Below are 14,275 nucleotides of genomic sequence, written 5' to 3' on the forward strand. Positions count from 1 at the left end.
CCTACAGCGCGGTACCCACGGGAGCAAGAACGGAGCGAGGGAACCCCGGAGCGAAGCGTAGGGGCCGGATGAATGGAGCGAGCGGTTTTTGCCTCCTTTTGCCCGCGTGCAAAAGGAGGTCGCCGTAAAGGCGAAAAGGTGACTGTGCGTCGATATAGCCAATAAATGCGCATATAACTTTCAAAACCCACGCTCTGAAATTAAAATTTAAATTCAAAGTCGGTCAACGTGGGTTCCTACAGGTGTAAACTGCGGCGGGTTACTTTGGCCGCAACACGCCGTCCGCGACCAAAGTATCCAAAGCCGTTGGCGCTCCATTCTTCGATCAAGATCAAGATTCAAATCGCGGCGGCATTTAGTTCTTCGCCTTCGAATGCCGCCAGCCCTGGTCAAAGAACGCAAACACCACGACCAACACCCCCGCCACCGCCAGGATCAACGTCACCCCATCGGTGGAGTGGGTCGCCGAACCCGCCACCAACGCCAACCCACCCAACGGCGCCAGTCCGCCCGCCACCGCGGTGCCCACCTCGCGCCCGGTGCCGAACCCGGACGAACGCGTCTGCGTCGGAAACTGCCGGCTGAGGAACGACCCCTGCGGGGCGAACATCATCGGCGCAAGAATCCCTGTGCCCACGGCAATGGCCACATAGATCAACAACGGCTCGCCAGTCGACAGCAAATGCAGGAACGGATACGCAAACAACGCCGACAGCACGCCACCGAGCATCAGCACTGTCTTGCTGCTCCACTTGTCGCACAACCAGCCAAAGAACGGCACGGCAAAGATCGCCACCAGGCTGGCCAAGGTCACCGACAGCGAGGTGACATGCGCCTCGACACCCTTGAACTGGGTCAGGTAGGCCAACGAGAACGTCTTGAAGATATAACTCAGGGCGTTGTAGCCCACGGCCACGAAGAACACCACCGCCAGCCCCTTGAGATCGTTCCTGAACAACAGCTTGAGCGGCGACACCTGCGGCTTGTCATCGGCCTGGCCCAGCTCCTTGAAGTCCGGCGTCTCCGGGATGCTCTTGCGCACCCACAGGCCCACCGCCACCAGGGCGATACTGGCGATGAACGGGATGCGCCAGCCGCCAGCCAGCAGGAACTCGTTGCCGTTCATGGTCAGCAGGTACACCGTCAGCGACGACAACAGCAGGCCCAGGTTCAGCCCCAGCGCCGGCCAGGCACCCTGGCTGCCGCGCTTGCCTTCGCTGGCGTGCTCATACGAGGTAACCGCCGCGCCCGACAGTTCGGCGCCAGCGCCCAGGCCCTGGATGATGCGGATGATCACCAGCAGGATCGGCGCCCAGATGCCGATCGTGGCGTAGCCGGGGATCAAACCGATCAGCATGGTGCACAGGCCCATCATGCAGAAGGTGATCACCAGCACGTGCTTGCGCCCGAAGCGGTCGCCCAGGTAGCCGAACAGCACGCCACCGAACGGACGGGCGATGAAGCCGATGGCGAAGGTGGAGAACGCCAGCAACGAGGCCACCGCCGGGTTGCTCGGGTCGAAGAAGACCTTCGAGAAGACGATCGCCGCCATGGTGGCGTACAAGTAGAAGTCATACCACTCCAGCATCGAGCCGAAGATGGTCGCCGCTGCCACCTTGCGCAGGCGCTTGCGTTGCTGTTCGGGGGTTTCGCTCGCGGCCAGGGCCGCCTCGTGTACCGACATGGGGTTTTCCTTGTTGTCTTTGTAATTGTGGGTGCAGCGGGTGGATCAGCGGGCCTTGAGGATCTTTTCGGCGATCATCTGGCCGATGGGGATGGCCGAGGTGGCGGCAGGTGACGGCGCATTGCACACATGCACCATGCGCGGGGTCTCGGCGAACAGGAAGTCATGCACCAGGCTGCCGTCGCGCATCACCGCCTGGGCGCGGATGCCGGCCTCATAAGGCAGCAGGTCCGCGACCTCGAGCGACGGGCAGTACTTGCGGCACTGCTCCAGGTAGCCGCGCTTGAACAGCGAGTTCTTCATCTCGCGCGTGCCGGAACCCAGGTTGTTCCAGAGGGTTTTCCAGAAGCCTGGGAAGCCTGCGTACTCGGCCACGTCGCGCCAGTTCACCGCGAACTTGCGGTAGTTCTCCCGGCCGAACCCGAGTACCGCGTTGGGGCCGACGGTGACGCTGCCGTCGATCATGCGGGTCAAGTGCACGCCGAGGAACGGCAGCTCAGGGTCGGGGATCGGGTAGATCAAGTGGTTGACGATCTGGTTCTTGCTGGCCGGCAGGCGGTAGTACTCGCCGCGGAAGGGGATGATCTGGTGGTCGATCTGCACCCCGGCCAGGCGCGCCAGGCGGTCGGACTGCAACCCGGCGCAGGCCACCAGCTGGCGAGCGCGCCAAGTGTGGCTGTCGGTGCCGATGGCGACGTGGTCGGCATGCTCCTGGATGGCGCGCACGGCGGTGCACAGCCGCACCTCGCCGCCGGCCTGGCGGATCACCTTGGCCATGGCGTCGCACACCTGGGTGTAGTCGACGATGCCGGTGGCATCGAGGAACAACGCGCCCTTGCCGACGATGTTCGGCTCCCGTTCGCGCAGGGCGCCGGCATCCAGGCGCTCGACTTTCAGGCCATTGTGCTGCGAGCGCTGGTACAGCGCCTGCATGCGCTGCACCTCCAGGTCGTTGGAGGCCACCAGCAGCTTGCCGCAGACCTCGAAGGCGATGCCATGCTCGCGGCAGAAGTCCTTGGTGGCCTGGGCGCCGCGCTTGCACAGCTCGGCCTTGAGGCTGCCCGGGGCGTAGTAGATGCCGGCATGGATCACGCCGCTGTTGTGGCCGGTCTGGTGGCGGCCGAGGCTGGCCTCCTTCTCGAGAATCAGCAACGAGGCGCCGGGACGCTGGGCGAGCAGGGCCATGGCAGTGGCGAGGCCGACGATGCCGCCGCCGATGATGCAGTAGTCGTAGGTCATGCAGTTGTACCTTGGAATTCTTGTCGGTGAATCTGCTTATCAGGTTGTCAGACTAACTAGTGCGCGTGAAAGCCTCGCCAGGCTGCGATGGGGTTTTCTCCGGGGTCAGTCGAGGGCGGGGAGGTCGAGTTTCAGGCGTTGCGCCGAGGCGCGCAGGTGCGCTTCGGCACAGGCCGCCGCCGCCTGGCGGTCGCCGGCGGCGATGGCCTGGTACAGCGCTCGGTGCTCGCGCAGGGCATCGGCCGAACCGCCCACCGCCGCAGTGGCGGAGTTTTCCCAGGCGGTGCGGCGCGCGGCGGCCAGCTGGCCGCCGAGGAAATCATGGAAGGCGACGAAATAGTCGTTCTTGCTGGCTTCGGCAATGGCACGGTGGAAGGCCACATCGGCGGCCGAGGCGCTGGCAAAGTCGCTGCGCGGGTCTTCCATGGTGCCCAGGGCCGCGTCCATGCGCTTGAGGTCGTCGGCGTCGCGGCGGCGGGCGGCGATGGCGGCGGCCTGGGTCTCGATCCACAGGCGCATCTCGAACATCTGCACCAGGTCCGGTGTGCGCCCCTGGCTGCCAGGGAAGCGGAATACCGTGCCGCTGGGGGTCTGTGAGATATACGAGCCGAGCCCGCGGCGGGCGATCAGCACCCCGTCGGCCTTGAGCTGGGCCACCGCCTCGCGTACCACCGAGCGACTGACGTTGAGCTGTTCGGCCAGTTGCTGTTCGGTGGGCAGGCGCGATTCGGCGGCCAGGCGGCCGGAATCGATTTCGGCGCGGATGGCGCCGACGACGCGTTCGACGAGGGTGTCGGGGCGCTGGAGCTCGAGCATGGACAAAGGTTCTTTCAAGTCAGGTTGTCAGACAATGCCTGTGTCGAGAGTGGCCTGTCAATGTCCCGAAGCCTTGCGCGCTCCCTGTAGGAGCGGCCTTGTGTCGCGAAAGGGCCGCATAGCGGCCCCGGTGATATCGGCTTGATGCACAAAATATGGGGGGCGCTACGCACCCCTTTCGCGACACAAGGCCGCTCCTACAAGGGGCGATGTCTTGGCTCAGAGCATGGACACGAACGTGCCGGTGCCGGCAAGGATATTGCGCAAGGTCAGCGCCACTTCCTCCAGGTCGGTCCCGGTACTGGTCAGGACGATTTCCAGCGACTCATCCCCCTTCAGCGCATCGCGATCCCCCGGCGCCACCTCGATCAACAGGCGCTCGGCGCTCAGGGTCACCTTCAGCCCGTCCAGGGTCGACGGCTCGTCGTCCAGGGTCAGGTCGACGGTGTCCTCGTCCGGGTAGCGGGTCAGCAGGAACATCTGCCCCTTGTCGCTGTGGCAGCACAGGGTCGCCATGTTGTCTTCCTCGTCGTCGCAAGGGGTGGCGAAGAGCAGGGCGGTTTTCAGTTGCATGGGGGTCGACCAGTGTCCGGGATGATGCGACGCATGCTACCGCGCTGTCTGGCACGCGGCCAGCGGTGCGTCGATAGAGCGCCCTGATCGGCGCTTCGCTACTTTCGATTGGACGCCCCGCTGCGCGGGCCCTAGGGTGGCGGCGTAGCGGCATGGGGCCGCGGATCGGGAGCGAAGGTGGCACACAGGAAGACGACAGCATCCAGCCAGTCGGACGAGGCCCCGTCGCATGGCGACGAGTTCACCGAGAGCCTGCGGGAACTGATGGGCTGGTACGGCAAGACCTATGTCGAGGTGATCGAGATCGCCGCCGCCGAACTGGCCCGGGGCCGCGCGCCGCTGCCCCAGGCCCCACCCAGCAAGCGCATTCACTGACCGCCACGGCGCAAGGGGAAATCTTGGAAGTCCGTCAGCAACAGCTGGTTCGTCATCTGCGCCAGCGCTTCGTCGCCTTGGTGGCGCTCTCCTGCTGTGCCTGGTTGGGCATGGCCGGGATGCTGGTGTTCGTCTGGCTGCACCGGGCGCAGCTGGGCATCGCTTCGTACGCCTGGTTTGTCGCCGGCGTGGTGCTGAGCCTGGCGTTGCTGCTATGCCTGGTGATCATCGCGGTGCGCCTGAAAACCACCATGCAGGTGCGTTCCAGGCTGCTGTCGCGGTTGGAGCATGCCTCGGGCCACGACGAACTGACCGGGCTGCTCAATCGCCGCGGTTTTGACTGCGCCCTGGCCCAGCAGCTGGAGGGGCGGCGCGCGTTCACCCTGCTGTACCTCGACCTGGACGGCTTCAAGCAGGTCAACGACGGCCACGGCCATGACCTTGGCGACCAGGTGCTGCGGGCCGTGGCCCAGGGCTGGGAGCGCACGTTGCGGGCCGGGGATGTGCTGGCGCGGCTGGGCGGCGATGAGTTCGTGCTGATCACCCAGGCCAGTGGCGCACAGGTCGATGCCTTGTGCGAGCGGCTGATCGCGGTGGCCGGGCTGGCCCTGGCCGAGGAACTGCCGGGGCTGCGCATTGGCGTCAGCATTGGCATCGCCGCCTGCCTGGGGCAGGGCTGTGAAGCCCGGCGCCTGCTGGCCAGCGCCGACAGCGCGATGCTCGCCGCCAAGGCCCAGGGCAAGTCGCGTTATCAGCGGGCGTTGTGCGAATCGTCCTGTTCGGCCAACTGAGGGGACACGTTCTGACCGAATATGTCGCAGGGCTGCAAGCCGTGGTGACCGCTCAGTCGTTAAGCTGCCCAGTCGATGGACACCCGTAAAGCCACCGCCATCCGGCTGTCGGCTTTGCAGATGCCCATCCCTGGAACAGATGGACGTGTCGCCACGTCCAACGCCTGGTTTACCGTCCGGCTGCTACGGGTTGGCTATCGTTGATCCGTACACGGCGCACGTACGCGACGCTTCACCTATAACAAAGCCCAAGCGGAGTACCACAGATGGCGTTCTTCACCGCAGCCAGCAAAGCCGACTTCCAGCATCAACTGCAAGCGGCCCTGGCGCAGCACATCAGCGAGCAGTCCCTGCCACAAGTGGCACTGTTCGCCGAGCAGTTCTTCGGCATCATCTCTCTGGACGAACTTACTCAGCGCAGGCTGTCGGACCTGGCCGGCTGCACGCTGTCCGCCTGGCGCATCATCGAGCGCTTCGACCCCCAGCACCCGCAAGTGCGGGTCTACAACCCCGATTACGAACGCCACGGCTGGCAGTCGACCCACACCGTGGTCGAGGTGCTGCACCACGACCTGCCGTTTTTGGTCGACTCGGTGCGCACCGAGCTCAACCGTCGCGGCTACAGCATCCACACCCTGCAGACCACCGTGCTCAGCGTGCGCCGCGGGGCCAAGGGCGAGCTGGTCGAACTGCTGCCCAAGGGCACCCAGGGCGAGGGCATTGGCCATGAATCGCTGATGTACCTGGAGATCGACCGCTGCGCCAACGCCGCCGAGCTCAGCACCCTGGCCAAGGAACTGGAACAGGTGCTGGCCGAAGTGCGCGGCGTGGTCGCCGACTTCGAGCCGATGAAGGCCAAGATCCGCGAGCTGCTGGAGCTGGTCGAGGGCAACGCCTTCGGCCCGGCGCAAAACGACAAGGCCGAGGTGAAGAGCTTCCTGGCGTGGCTGCTGGACAACCATTTCACCTTCCTCGGCTACGAGGAATTCACCGTCGAGGCCGACGCCGCCGGTGGCCACCTGGTCTACGACGAAGACTCGTTCCTGGGCCTGGCCCGCCTGCTGCGCGCAGGCCTGGGCGCCGACGACCTGCGCATCGAGGACTACGCCGTCGCCTACCTGCGCGAGCCGCGCCTGCTGTCGTTCGCCAAGGCATCGCAGCCGAGCCGCGTGCACCGCCCGGCCTACCCGGACTACGTGTCGATCCGCCAGATCGACCAGGACGGCAAGGTGGTCAAGGAATGCCGCTTCATGGGCCTGTACACCTCGTCGGTGTATGGCGAAAGCGTGCACACCATCCCCTACATCCGCGGCAAGGTCGCCGAGGTCGAGCGCCGCTCGCACTTCGACGCCAAGGCCCACCTGGGCAAGGAGCTGGCCCAGGTGCTCGAGGTGCTGCCGCGCGACGACCTGTTCCAGACCCCGGTCGACGAGCTGTTCAACACCGCCATGTCGATCGTGCAGATCCAGGAGCGCAACAAGATCCGCGTGTTCCTGCGCAAGGACCCGTACGGCCGCTTCTGCTACTGCCTGGCCTACGTGCCGCGCGAGATCTACTCCACCGAAGTGCGGCAGAAGATCCAGCAGGTACTGATGGAGCGGCTGAAGGCCACCGACTGCGAGTTCTGGACCTTCTTCTCCGAATCGGTGCTGGCCCGGGTGCAGCTGATTCTGCGGGTCGACCCGAAAAATCGCATCGACATCGACCCGCAGCAGCTGGAAAACGAAGTGATCCAGGCCTGCCGCTCGTGGCAGGACGACTTCTCGGCGCTGGTGGTGGAGAACTTTGGCGAAGCCCAGGGCACCAACATCCTCGCCGACTTCCCCAAGGGCTTCCCGGCCGGTTACCGCGAGCGTTTCGCCGCCCATTCGGCGGTGGTCGACATGCAGCATGTGCTGGGCTTGTCCGAAGCCAAGCCGCTGGCCATGAGCTTCTACCAGCCGTTGACCCAGCTCGGTGAGCGCCAGTTGCACTGCAAGCTGTACCACGCCGACACGCCGCTGGCGCTGTCGGATGTGCTGCCGATCCTGGAAAACCTTGGCCTGCGCGTGCTCGGCGAGTTCCCGTATCGGCTGCGCCACGCCAGTGGGCGCGAGTTCTGGATCCACGATTTCGCCTTCACCTACAGCGAAGGCCTCAACCTGGATATCCAGCAGCTCAACGACACCTTCCAGGACGCCTTCGTCCATATCGTCAAGGGCGACGCCGAGAACGACGCCTTCAACCGCCTGGTGCTGACCGCCGGCCTGCCATGGCGTGACGTGGCGCTGCTGCGCGCCTACGCCCGCTACCTCAAGCAGATTCGCCTGGGCTTCGACCTGGGCTACATCGCCAGCACCCTGAACAACCACACCGACATCGCCCGCGAGCTGACCCGGTTGTTCAAGACCCGCTTCTACCTGGCGCGCAAGCTCACCCAGGACGACCTCGACGACAAGCAGCAGCGCCTGGAGCAGGCGATCCTCACCGCCCTGGACGACGTCCAGGTGCTCAACGAGGACCGCATCCTGCGTCGCTACCTGGACCTGATCAAGGCCACCCTGCGCACCAACTTCTACCAGCCGGATGCGAACGGCCAGAACAAGTCGTACTTCAGCTTCAAGTTCAACCCCAAGCTGATCCCCGAGCTGCCGAAGCCGGTACCGAAGTTCGAGATCTTCGTCTATTCGCCACGGGTCGAGGGCGTGCACCTGCGCTTCGGCAATGTTGCCCGTGGCGGCCTGCGCTGGTCGGACCGCGAAGAAGACTTCCGCACCGAGGTGCTGGGCCTGGTCAAGGCCCAGCAGGTGAAGAACTCGGTGATCGTGCCGGTCGGCGCCAAGGGCGGCTTCCTGCCGCGACGCCTGCCACTGGGCGGTAGCCGCGACGAGATCGCCGCCGAAGGCGTGGCGTGCTACCGCATCTTCATCAGCGGCCTGCTCGACATCACCGACAACCTCAAGGACGGCGGCGTGGTGCCCCCGGCCAACGTGGTGCGTCACGATGACGACGACCCCTACCTGGTGGTGGCGGCGGACAAGGGCACCGCGACCTTCTCCGACATCGCCAACGGCATCGCCATCGACTACGGCTTCTGGCTGGGCGATGCGTTCGCCTCGGGCGGCTCGGCCGGCTACGACCACAAGAAGATGGGCATCACCGCCCGTGGTGCCTGGGTCGGCGTGCAGCGCCACTTCCGCGAGCGCGGCATCAATGTGCAGGAAGACCCGATCACCGTGGTCGGGGTCGGCGACATGGCCGGCGACGTGTTCGGCAACGGCCTGCTGATGTCCGACAAGCTACAACTGGTGGCCGCATTCAACCACCTGCACATCTTCGTCGACCCGAACCCGGACCCTGCCACCAGCTTCGTCGAGCGCAAGCGCCTGTTCGACCTGCCGCGTTCGGCCTGGAGCGACTACGACACCAGCATCATGTCCGAAGGCGGCGGGATCTTCCCGCGCAGTGCCAAGAGCATCGCCATCAGCCCGCAGATGAAAGAGCGCTTCGCCATCGAGGCCGACCGCCTGACCCCCACCGAGCTGCTGCACGCGTTGTTGCAGGCGCCGGTGGACCTGCTGTGGAACGGCGGTATCGGTACCTACGTCAAGGCCAGCAGCGAAAGCCACGCCGATGTCGGCGACAAGGCCAACGACGCCTTGCGCGTCAACGGCAACGAACTGCGCTGCAAGGTGGTGGGCGAGGGCGGCAACCTCGGCATGACCCAGCTCGGCCGGGTCGAGTTCGGCCTGCATGGCGGCGCCACCAACACCGACTTCATCGACAACGCCGGTGGCGTGGACTGCTCCGACCACGAGGTCAACATCAAGATCCTGCTCAACGAAGTGGTGCAGGGTGGCGACATGACCGAGAAGCAGCGCAACCAGCTGCTGGGCAGCATGACCGACGAAGTCGCCGGCCTGGTGCTGGGCAACAACTACAAGCAGACGCAGGCGTTGTCGCTGGCGGCGCGCCGCGCCCGCGAGCGGATCGCCGAATACAAGCGCCTGATGGCTGACCTCGAGGCCCGTGGCAAGCTGGACCGCGCCATCGAGTTCCTGCCCACCGAGGAGCAGTTGGCCGAGCGCCTGGCCGCCGGCCAGGGCCTGACTCGCGCGGAACTGTCGGTGCTGATCTCCTACAGCAAGATCGACCTCAAGGAGCAACTGCTCAAGTCGCTGGTGCCGGACGACGACTACCTGACCCGCGACATGGAGACTGCCTTCCCGCCGTCGCTGGTCAGCAAGTTCGCCGACGCCATGCGCCGCCACCGCCTCAAGCGCGAGATCGTCAGCACCCAGATCGCCAACGACCTGGTCAACAACATGGGCATCACCTTTGTCCAGCGCCTGAAGGAGTCGACCGGCATGAGCCCGGCCAACGTGGCGGGTGCCTACGTGATCGTGCGCGACATCTTCCACCTGCCGCACTGGTTCCGCCAGATCGAGGCCCTGGACTACCAGGTTCCAGCCGAGATCCAGCTGACCCTGATGGACGAGCTGATGCGCCTGGGCCGCCGTGCGACCCGCTGGTTCCTGCGCAGCCGGCGCAACGAGCAGGATGCCGGGCGTGACGTGGCCCACTTCGGGCCGAAGATCGCCCAGTTGGGCCTGAAGCTCGACGAGCTGCTCGAAGGCCCGACCCGCGAGCGCTGGATGGTTCGCTACCAGGGCTTCGTCGAGGCCGGTGTGCCCGAGCTGTTGGCGCGCATGGTGGCGGGGACTACCCACCTGTACACCCTGCTGCCGATCATCGAGGCCTCGGATGTCACCGGCCACGACCCGGCGCAGGTGGCCAAGGCGTTCTTCGCCGTGGGCAGCTCGCTGGACCTGACCTGGTACCTGCAGGAAATCAGCAACCTGCCGGTGGAGAACAACTGGCAGGCCCTGGCTCGCGAGGCGTTCCGCGACGATATCGACCTGCAGCAAAGGGCGATCACCATCTCGGTGTTGCAGATGGCCGATGCGCCGGACGACATGGACGCTCGCGTGGCCCTGTGGTGCGAGCAGCACCGGGTGATGGTCGAGCGCTGGCGCGCCATGCTCGACGACCTGCGCAACGCCACCGGCACCGACTATGCGATGTACGCGGTGGCCAACCGCGAGCTGGTCGACCTGGCGATGAGCGGGCAGGCGACGGTGGTGCCGTCCTGATCTTCGCGCTGAAATGAAAAAGCCCCGGCAGTAATGCCGGGGCTTTTCATTTGGCGCTTGCGCAGTCTCTGTAGGAGCGGCCTTGTGTCGCGAAAGGGCTGCACAGCAGCCCCGGCAATATCCGATTGAGGCACAAATCATGGGGGCGCTTCGCACCCCTTTCGCGACACAAGGCCGCTCCTACAGGGACCGCGCAGGCCTTGAGGGTTATGCAGGTCTACTTGAACCGCCGCTCCACGCCTTTTTCCACGAGGATCTTCGCCGAAATCTCTTCCACCGAAAAATGCGTGGAATTGATGTTGGGAATGTTCTCGCGGCGGAACAGGTTCTCCACCTCGCGCACTTCGAACTCGCATTGGGCGAAGCTCGAATAGCGGCTGTTGGGCTTGCGCTCGTGGCGAATGGCGGTCAAGCGGTCAGGGTCGATGGTCAGGCCGAACAGCTTGTTGTGGTGCTTCTTCAGCACCGCTGGCAGTTGCAGGCGCTCCATGTCGTCCTCGGTCAGCGGGTAGTTGGCCGCGCGGATGCCGAACTGCATGGCCATGTACAGGCAGGTCGGCGTCTTGCCGCAGCGCGACACGCCCACCAGGATCAGGTCGGCCTTGTCGTAGTAGTGGGTGCGCGCGCCATCGTCGTTGTCCAGGGCGAAGTTGACCGCCTCGATGCGCTCCATGTAGTTGGAGTTGCCGCCGATGGAGTGGGATTTGCCCACGGAATACGACGAATGGGCGGTCAATTCTTGCTCGAGCGGGGATAAAAACGTGGAAAAGATGTCGATCATGAAGCCATTGGACGTGGCCATGACCTCACGGATGTCCTGGTTGACGATGGTGTCGAAAATGATCGGACGCACCCCGTCGCGCTCGGCCGCGGCGTTGATCTGCTGGACCATGGCCCGGGCCTTGTCCAGCGTGTCGATGTAGGGGCGCGTGAATTTATTGAACGGAATGCTCTCGAATTGTGCGAGCAGGCTCTGGCCCAGCGTTTCTGCAGTGATGCCGGTACCGTCGGAGATGAAGAACGCGGTTCGTTTCATTTGCACCTGGGGGCCTTAAGCTGCCGAAGATTTCTGGATATGATAGGTTCGGTTTGCCGAACGCGGTTGCTCGGCATTCTCACTTATTTTCCAGGTCCAGGCCACAAGCGTCCGGCCCAGTCATTCCGGCAGGCGGGCGCCCTTGAGCTTTTCCAATACAGTTAGTGGAGAGATCACCTTGGTAGAGTACGTAGTTTCCCTCGATAAGCTCGGCGTCCATGATGTAGAGCATGTGGGGGGCAAGAACGCATCCCTGGGCGAGATGATCAGCAATCTTGCCGGTGCCGGCGTCTCGGTGCCGGGCGGCTTTGCCACTACGGCTCAGGCGTACCGTGACTTCCTCGAACAGAGTGGCCTGAACGAGCGCATCCACGCCGCGCTCGACGCACTGGACGTCGACGACGTCAACGCCCTGGCCAAGACCGGCGCACAGATCCGCCAGTGGGTGATGGAGGCCGAGTTCCCGGCTCGCCTCGATTCGCAAATCCGTACCGCCTTCGCCGAGATGTCCAAGGGCAACGACAACATGGCCGTTGCCGTGCGCTCGTCGGCCACCGCCGAAGACCTGCCGGACGCCTCCTTCGCCGGCCAGCAGGAGACCTTCCTCAACATCCGCGGCGTCGATAACGTCATCCGCGCGGCCAAGGAAGTCTTCGCCTCCCTCTTCAACGACCGCGCCATCGCCTACCGCGTGCACCAGGGCTTCGACCACAAGCTGGTCGCCCTGTCCGCTGGCGTGCAGCGCATGGTCCGCTCCGAAACCGGCACCGCCGGGGTGATGTTCACCCTCGACACCGAGTCGGGCTTTCGCGACGTGGTGTTCATCACCGGCGCCTACGGCCTGGGCGAAACCGTGGTGCAGGGCGCGGTCAACCCGGACGAATTCTACGTCCACAAGCAGACCCTGCAAGCCGGGCGCCCGGCGATCCTGCGCCGCAACCTGGGCAGCAAGGCGATCAAGATGGTCTACGGCGACGAAGCCAAGGCCGGTCGTTCGGTCAAGACCGTCGAGGTCGACCGCGCCGAGCGCGCGCGCTTCTGCCTGAGCGACGACGAAGTCAACGAGCTGGCCAAGCAGGCGATGATCATCGAGCAGCACTACCAGCGGCCGATGGACATCGAATGGGCCAAGGACGGTGACGATGGCAAGCTGTACATCGTCCAGGCCCGTCCCGAGACCGTGAAGAGCCGCGCCAGCGCCAATGTCATGGAGCGCTACCTGCTCAAGGAAAAGGGCACCGTGCTGGTCGAAGGCCGCGCCATTGGCCAGCGCATCGGTGCTGGCAAGGTCCGCGTGATCAACGACGTATCGGAAATGGACAAGGTCCAGCCCGGCGACGTGCTGGTCTCGGACATGACCGACCCGGACTGGGAGCCGGTGATGAAGCGCGCCAGCGCCATCGTCACCAACCGTGGCGGACGTACCTGCCACGCGGCGATCATCGCCCGTGAGCTGGGCATCCCGGCGGTGGTCGGTTGCGGCAACGCCACCCAGGTGCTCAAGGACGGCCAGGGCGTCACCGTGTCCTGCGCCGAAGGCGACACCGGCTTCATCTTCGAGGGCGAGCTGGGCTTCGACATCAAGCAGAACTCGGTCGATGCCATGCCGGAGCTGCCATTCAAGATCATGATGAACGTCGGCAACCCGGACCGCGCCTTCGACTTCGCCCAGTTGCCCAACGCCGGGGTCGGCCTGGCGCGCCTGGAATTCATCATCAACCGCATGATCGGCGTGCACCCCAAGGCGCTGCTGAACTACGCCGGGCTGCCGCCGGAGCTCAAAGACAGCGTCGACAAGCGCATTGCCGGCTACGACGATCCGGTCGGCTTCTATGTCGAGAAGCTGGTCGAAGGCATCAGCACCCTGGCCGCGGCCTTCTACCCGAAAAAAGTCATCGTGCGCCTGTCGGACTTCAAGTCCAACGAGTACGCCAACCTGATCGGCGGCAAGCTCTACGAGCCGGAAGAAGAAAACCCGATGCTGGGCTTCCGCGGTGCCTCGCGCTACATCAGCGAGTCGTTCCGCGACTGCTTCGAGCTCGAGTGCCGTGCGCTGAAGCGCGTGCGCAACGAGATGGGCCTGACCAACGTCGAGATCATGGTGCCGTTCGTGCGCACCCTGGGCGAGGCCAGCCAGGTCGTCGACCTGCTTGCCGAGAACGGCCTGGCCCGCGGCGATAATGGCCTGCGCGTGATCATGATGTGCGAGCTGCCATCCAACGCGCTGCTGGCCGACGAGTTCCTGGAGTACTTCGACGGCTTCTCCATCGGTTCCAACGACCTGACCCAGCTGACCCTGGGCCTGGACCGCGACTCCGGCATCATCGCCCACCTGTTCGACGAGCGTAACCCGGCGGTCAAGAAGCTGCTGGCCAACGCCATCGCCGCGTGCAACAAGGCCGGCAAGTACATCGGCATCTGCGGCCAGGGCCCGTCGGACCACCCGGACCTGGCCAAGTGGCTGATGGAGCAGGGGATCGAGAGCGTGTCGCTGAACCCGGACTCGGTGCTCGAGACCTGGTTCTTCCTGGCCGAAGGCCAGGGCGCGGCCTGATGTACTGATCAGGGGCGCGTGCAGCGCCCCTGTATCGAATCGTGGGAGCGGGCTTGCCCCGCGATGGCGTCAGCG

The 14,275-nt window shown here is 64.9% G+C and carries 9 protein-coding genes; 4 read left to right on the plus strand and 5 right to left on the minus strand.

The annotated features are described in order from the left end of the window. Window positions 1–355 precede the first annotated feature (355 nt). The 4 genes from NJG22_RS18630 to NJG22_RS18645 form a co-directional block, all read right to left on the minus strand. Window positions 356–1,684: an MFS transporter gene (locus tag NJG22_RS18630; RefSeq protein ID WP_253096536.1), complete on the minus strand. Its 1,329-nt coding sequence runs from the start codon at window positions 1,682–1,684 to the stop codon at window positions 356–358. 45 nt (window positions 1,685–1,729) lie between these two features. Further along, window positions 1,730–2,923, minus strand: coding sequence for an L-2-hydroxyglutarate oxidase (lhgO, locus tag NJG22_RS18635; RefSeq protein WP_253096537.1), 1,194 nt, complete (start codon window positions 2,921–2,923; stop codon window positions 1,730–1,732). 105 nt (window positions 2,924–3,028) lie between these two features. After that, a complete protein-coding gene (locus NJG22_RS18640; protein WP_253096538.1) occupies window positions 3,029–3,739 on the minus strand; it encodes an FCD domain-containing protein in 711 nt (236 codons plus the stop codon). 219 nt (window positions 3,740–3,958) lie between these two features. Then, complete coding sequence (locus NJG22_RS18645; protein ID WP_253096539.1) at window positions 3,959–4,312, minus strand: hypothetical protein; 354 nt, start codon at window positions 4,310–4,312, stop codon at window positions 3,959–3,961. A gap of 177 nt (window positions 4,313–4,489) precedes the next feature. Here NJG22_RS18645 and NJG22_RS18650 point away from each other — a divergent pair, with 177 nt between their 5' ends. The 3 genes from NJG22_RS18650 (at window position 4,490) to NJG22_RS18660 (ending at window position 10,610) form a co-directional block, all read left to right on the plus strand. Continuing rightward, window positions 4,490–4,687 carry a hypothetical protein gene (locus NJG22_RS18650; protein WP_217853632.1) on the plus strand — a complete coding sequence of 66 codons (198 nt, stop codon included), beginning with the start codon at window positions 4,490–4,492 and terminating at the stop codon, window positions 4,685–4,687. A 23-nt stretch (window positions 4,688–4,710) separates the two neighbouring features. Then, window positions 4,711–5,478, plus strand: coding sequence for a GGDEF domain-containing protein (locus tag NJG22_RS18655; protein WP_253096540.1), 768 nt, complete (start codon window positions 4,711–4,713; stop codon window positions 5,476–5,478). 266 nt (window positions 5,479–5,744) lie between these two features. Continuing rightward, entirely contained in the window at window positions 5,745–10,610 is a 4,866-nt protein-coding gene (locus NJG22_RS18660) for an NAD-glutamate dehydrogenase (RefSeq protein ID WP_253096541.1), read from the plus strand. A gap of 217 nt (window positions 10,611–10,827) precedes the next feature. On the opposite strand, the gene NJG22_RS18665 is transcribed toward NJG22_RS18660, so the two are convergent. Next, window positions 10,828–11,646: a pyruvate, water dikinase regulatory protein gene (locus NJG22_RS18665; RefSeq protein WP_232882849.1), complete on the minus strand. Its 819-nt coding sequence runs from the start codon at window positions 11,644–11,646 to the stop codon at window positions 10,828–10,830. 178 nt (window positions 11,647–11,824) lie between these two features. Here NJG22_RS18665 and ppsA point away from each other — a divergent pair, with 178 nt between their 5' ends. Beyond that, on the plus strand, window positions 11,825–14,200 hold the full coding sequence (gene ppsA, locus NJG22_RS18670) for a phosphoenolpyruvate synthase (protein ID WP_217853635.1): 2,376 nt from the start codon (window positions 11,825–11,827) through the stop codon (window positions 14,198–14,200). The last annotated feature ends 75 nt before the right edge of the window (window positions 14,201–14,275 follow it).

The organism is Pseudomonas sp. VA159-2 (genome assembly GCF_024126635.1).
Classification (GTDB): domain Bacteria; phylum Pseudomonadota; class Gammaproteobacteria; order Pseudomonadales; family Pseudomonadaceae; genus Aquipseudomonas; species Aquipseudomonas muyukensis.

Coding starts and splice junctions, on each gene's coding strand:
- NJG22_RS18630 (WP_253096536.1), bottom strand. CDS start 1,684: ATGTCGGTACACGAGGCGGCCCTGGCCGCGAGCGAAACCCCCGAACAG.
- NJG22_RS18665 (WP_232882849.1), bottom strand. CDS start 11,646: ATGAAACGAACCGCGTTCTTCATCTCCGACGGTACCGGCATCACTGCA.
- lhgO (WP_253096537.1), bottom strand. CDS start 2,923: ATGACCTACGACTACTGCATCATCGGCGGCGGCATCGTCGGCCTCGCC.
- NJG22_RS18640 (WP_253096538.1), bottom strand. CDS start 3,739: ATGCTCGAGCTCCAGCGCCCCGACACCCTCGTCGAACGCGTCGTCGGC.
- NJG22_RS18645 (WP_253096539.1), bottom strand. CDS start 4,312: ATGCAACTGAAAACCGCCCTGCTCTTCGCCACCCCTTGCGACGACGAG.
- NJG22_RS18660 (WP_253096541.1), top strand. CDS start 5,745: ATGGCGTTCTTCACCGCAGCCAGCAAAGCCGACTTCCAGCATCAACTG.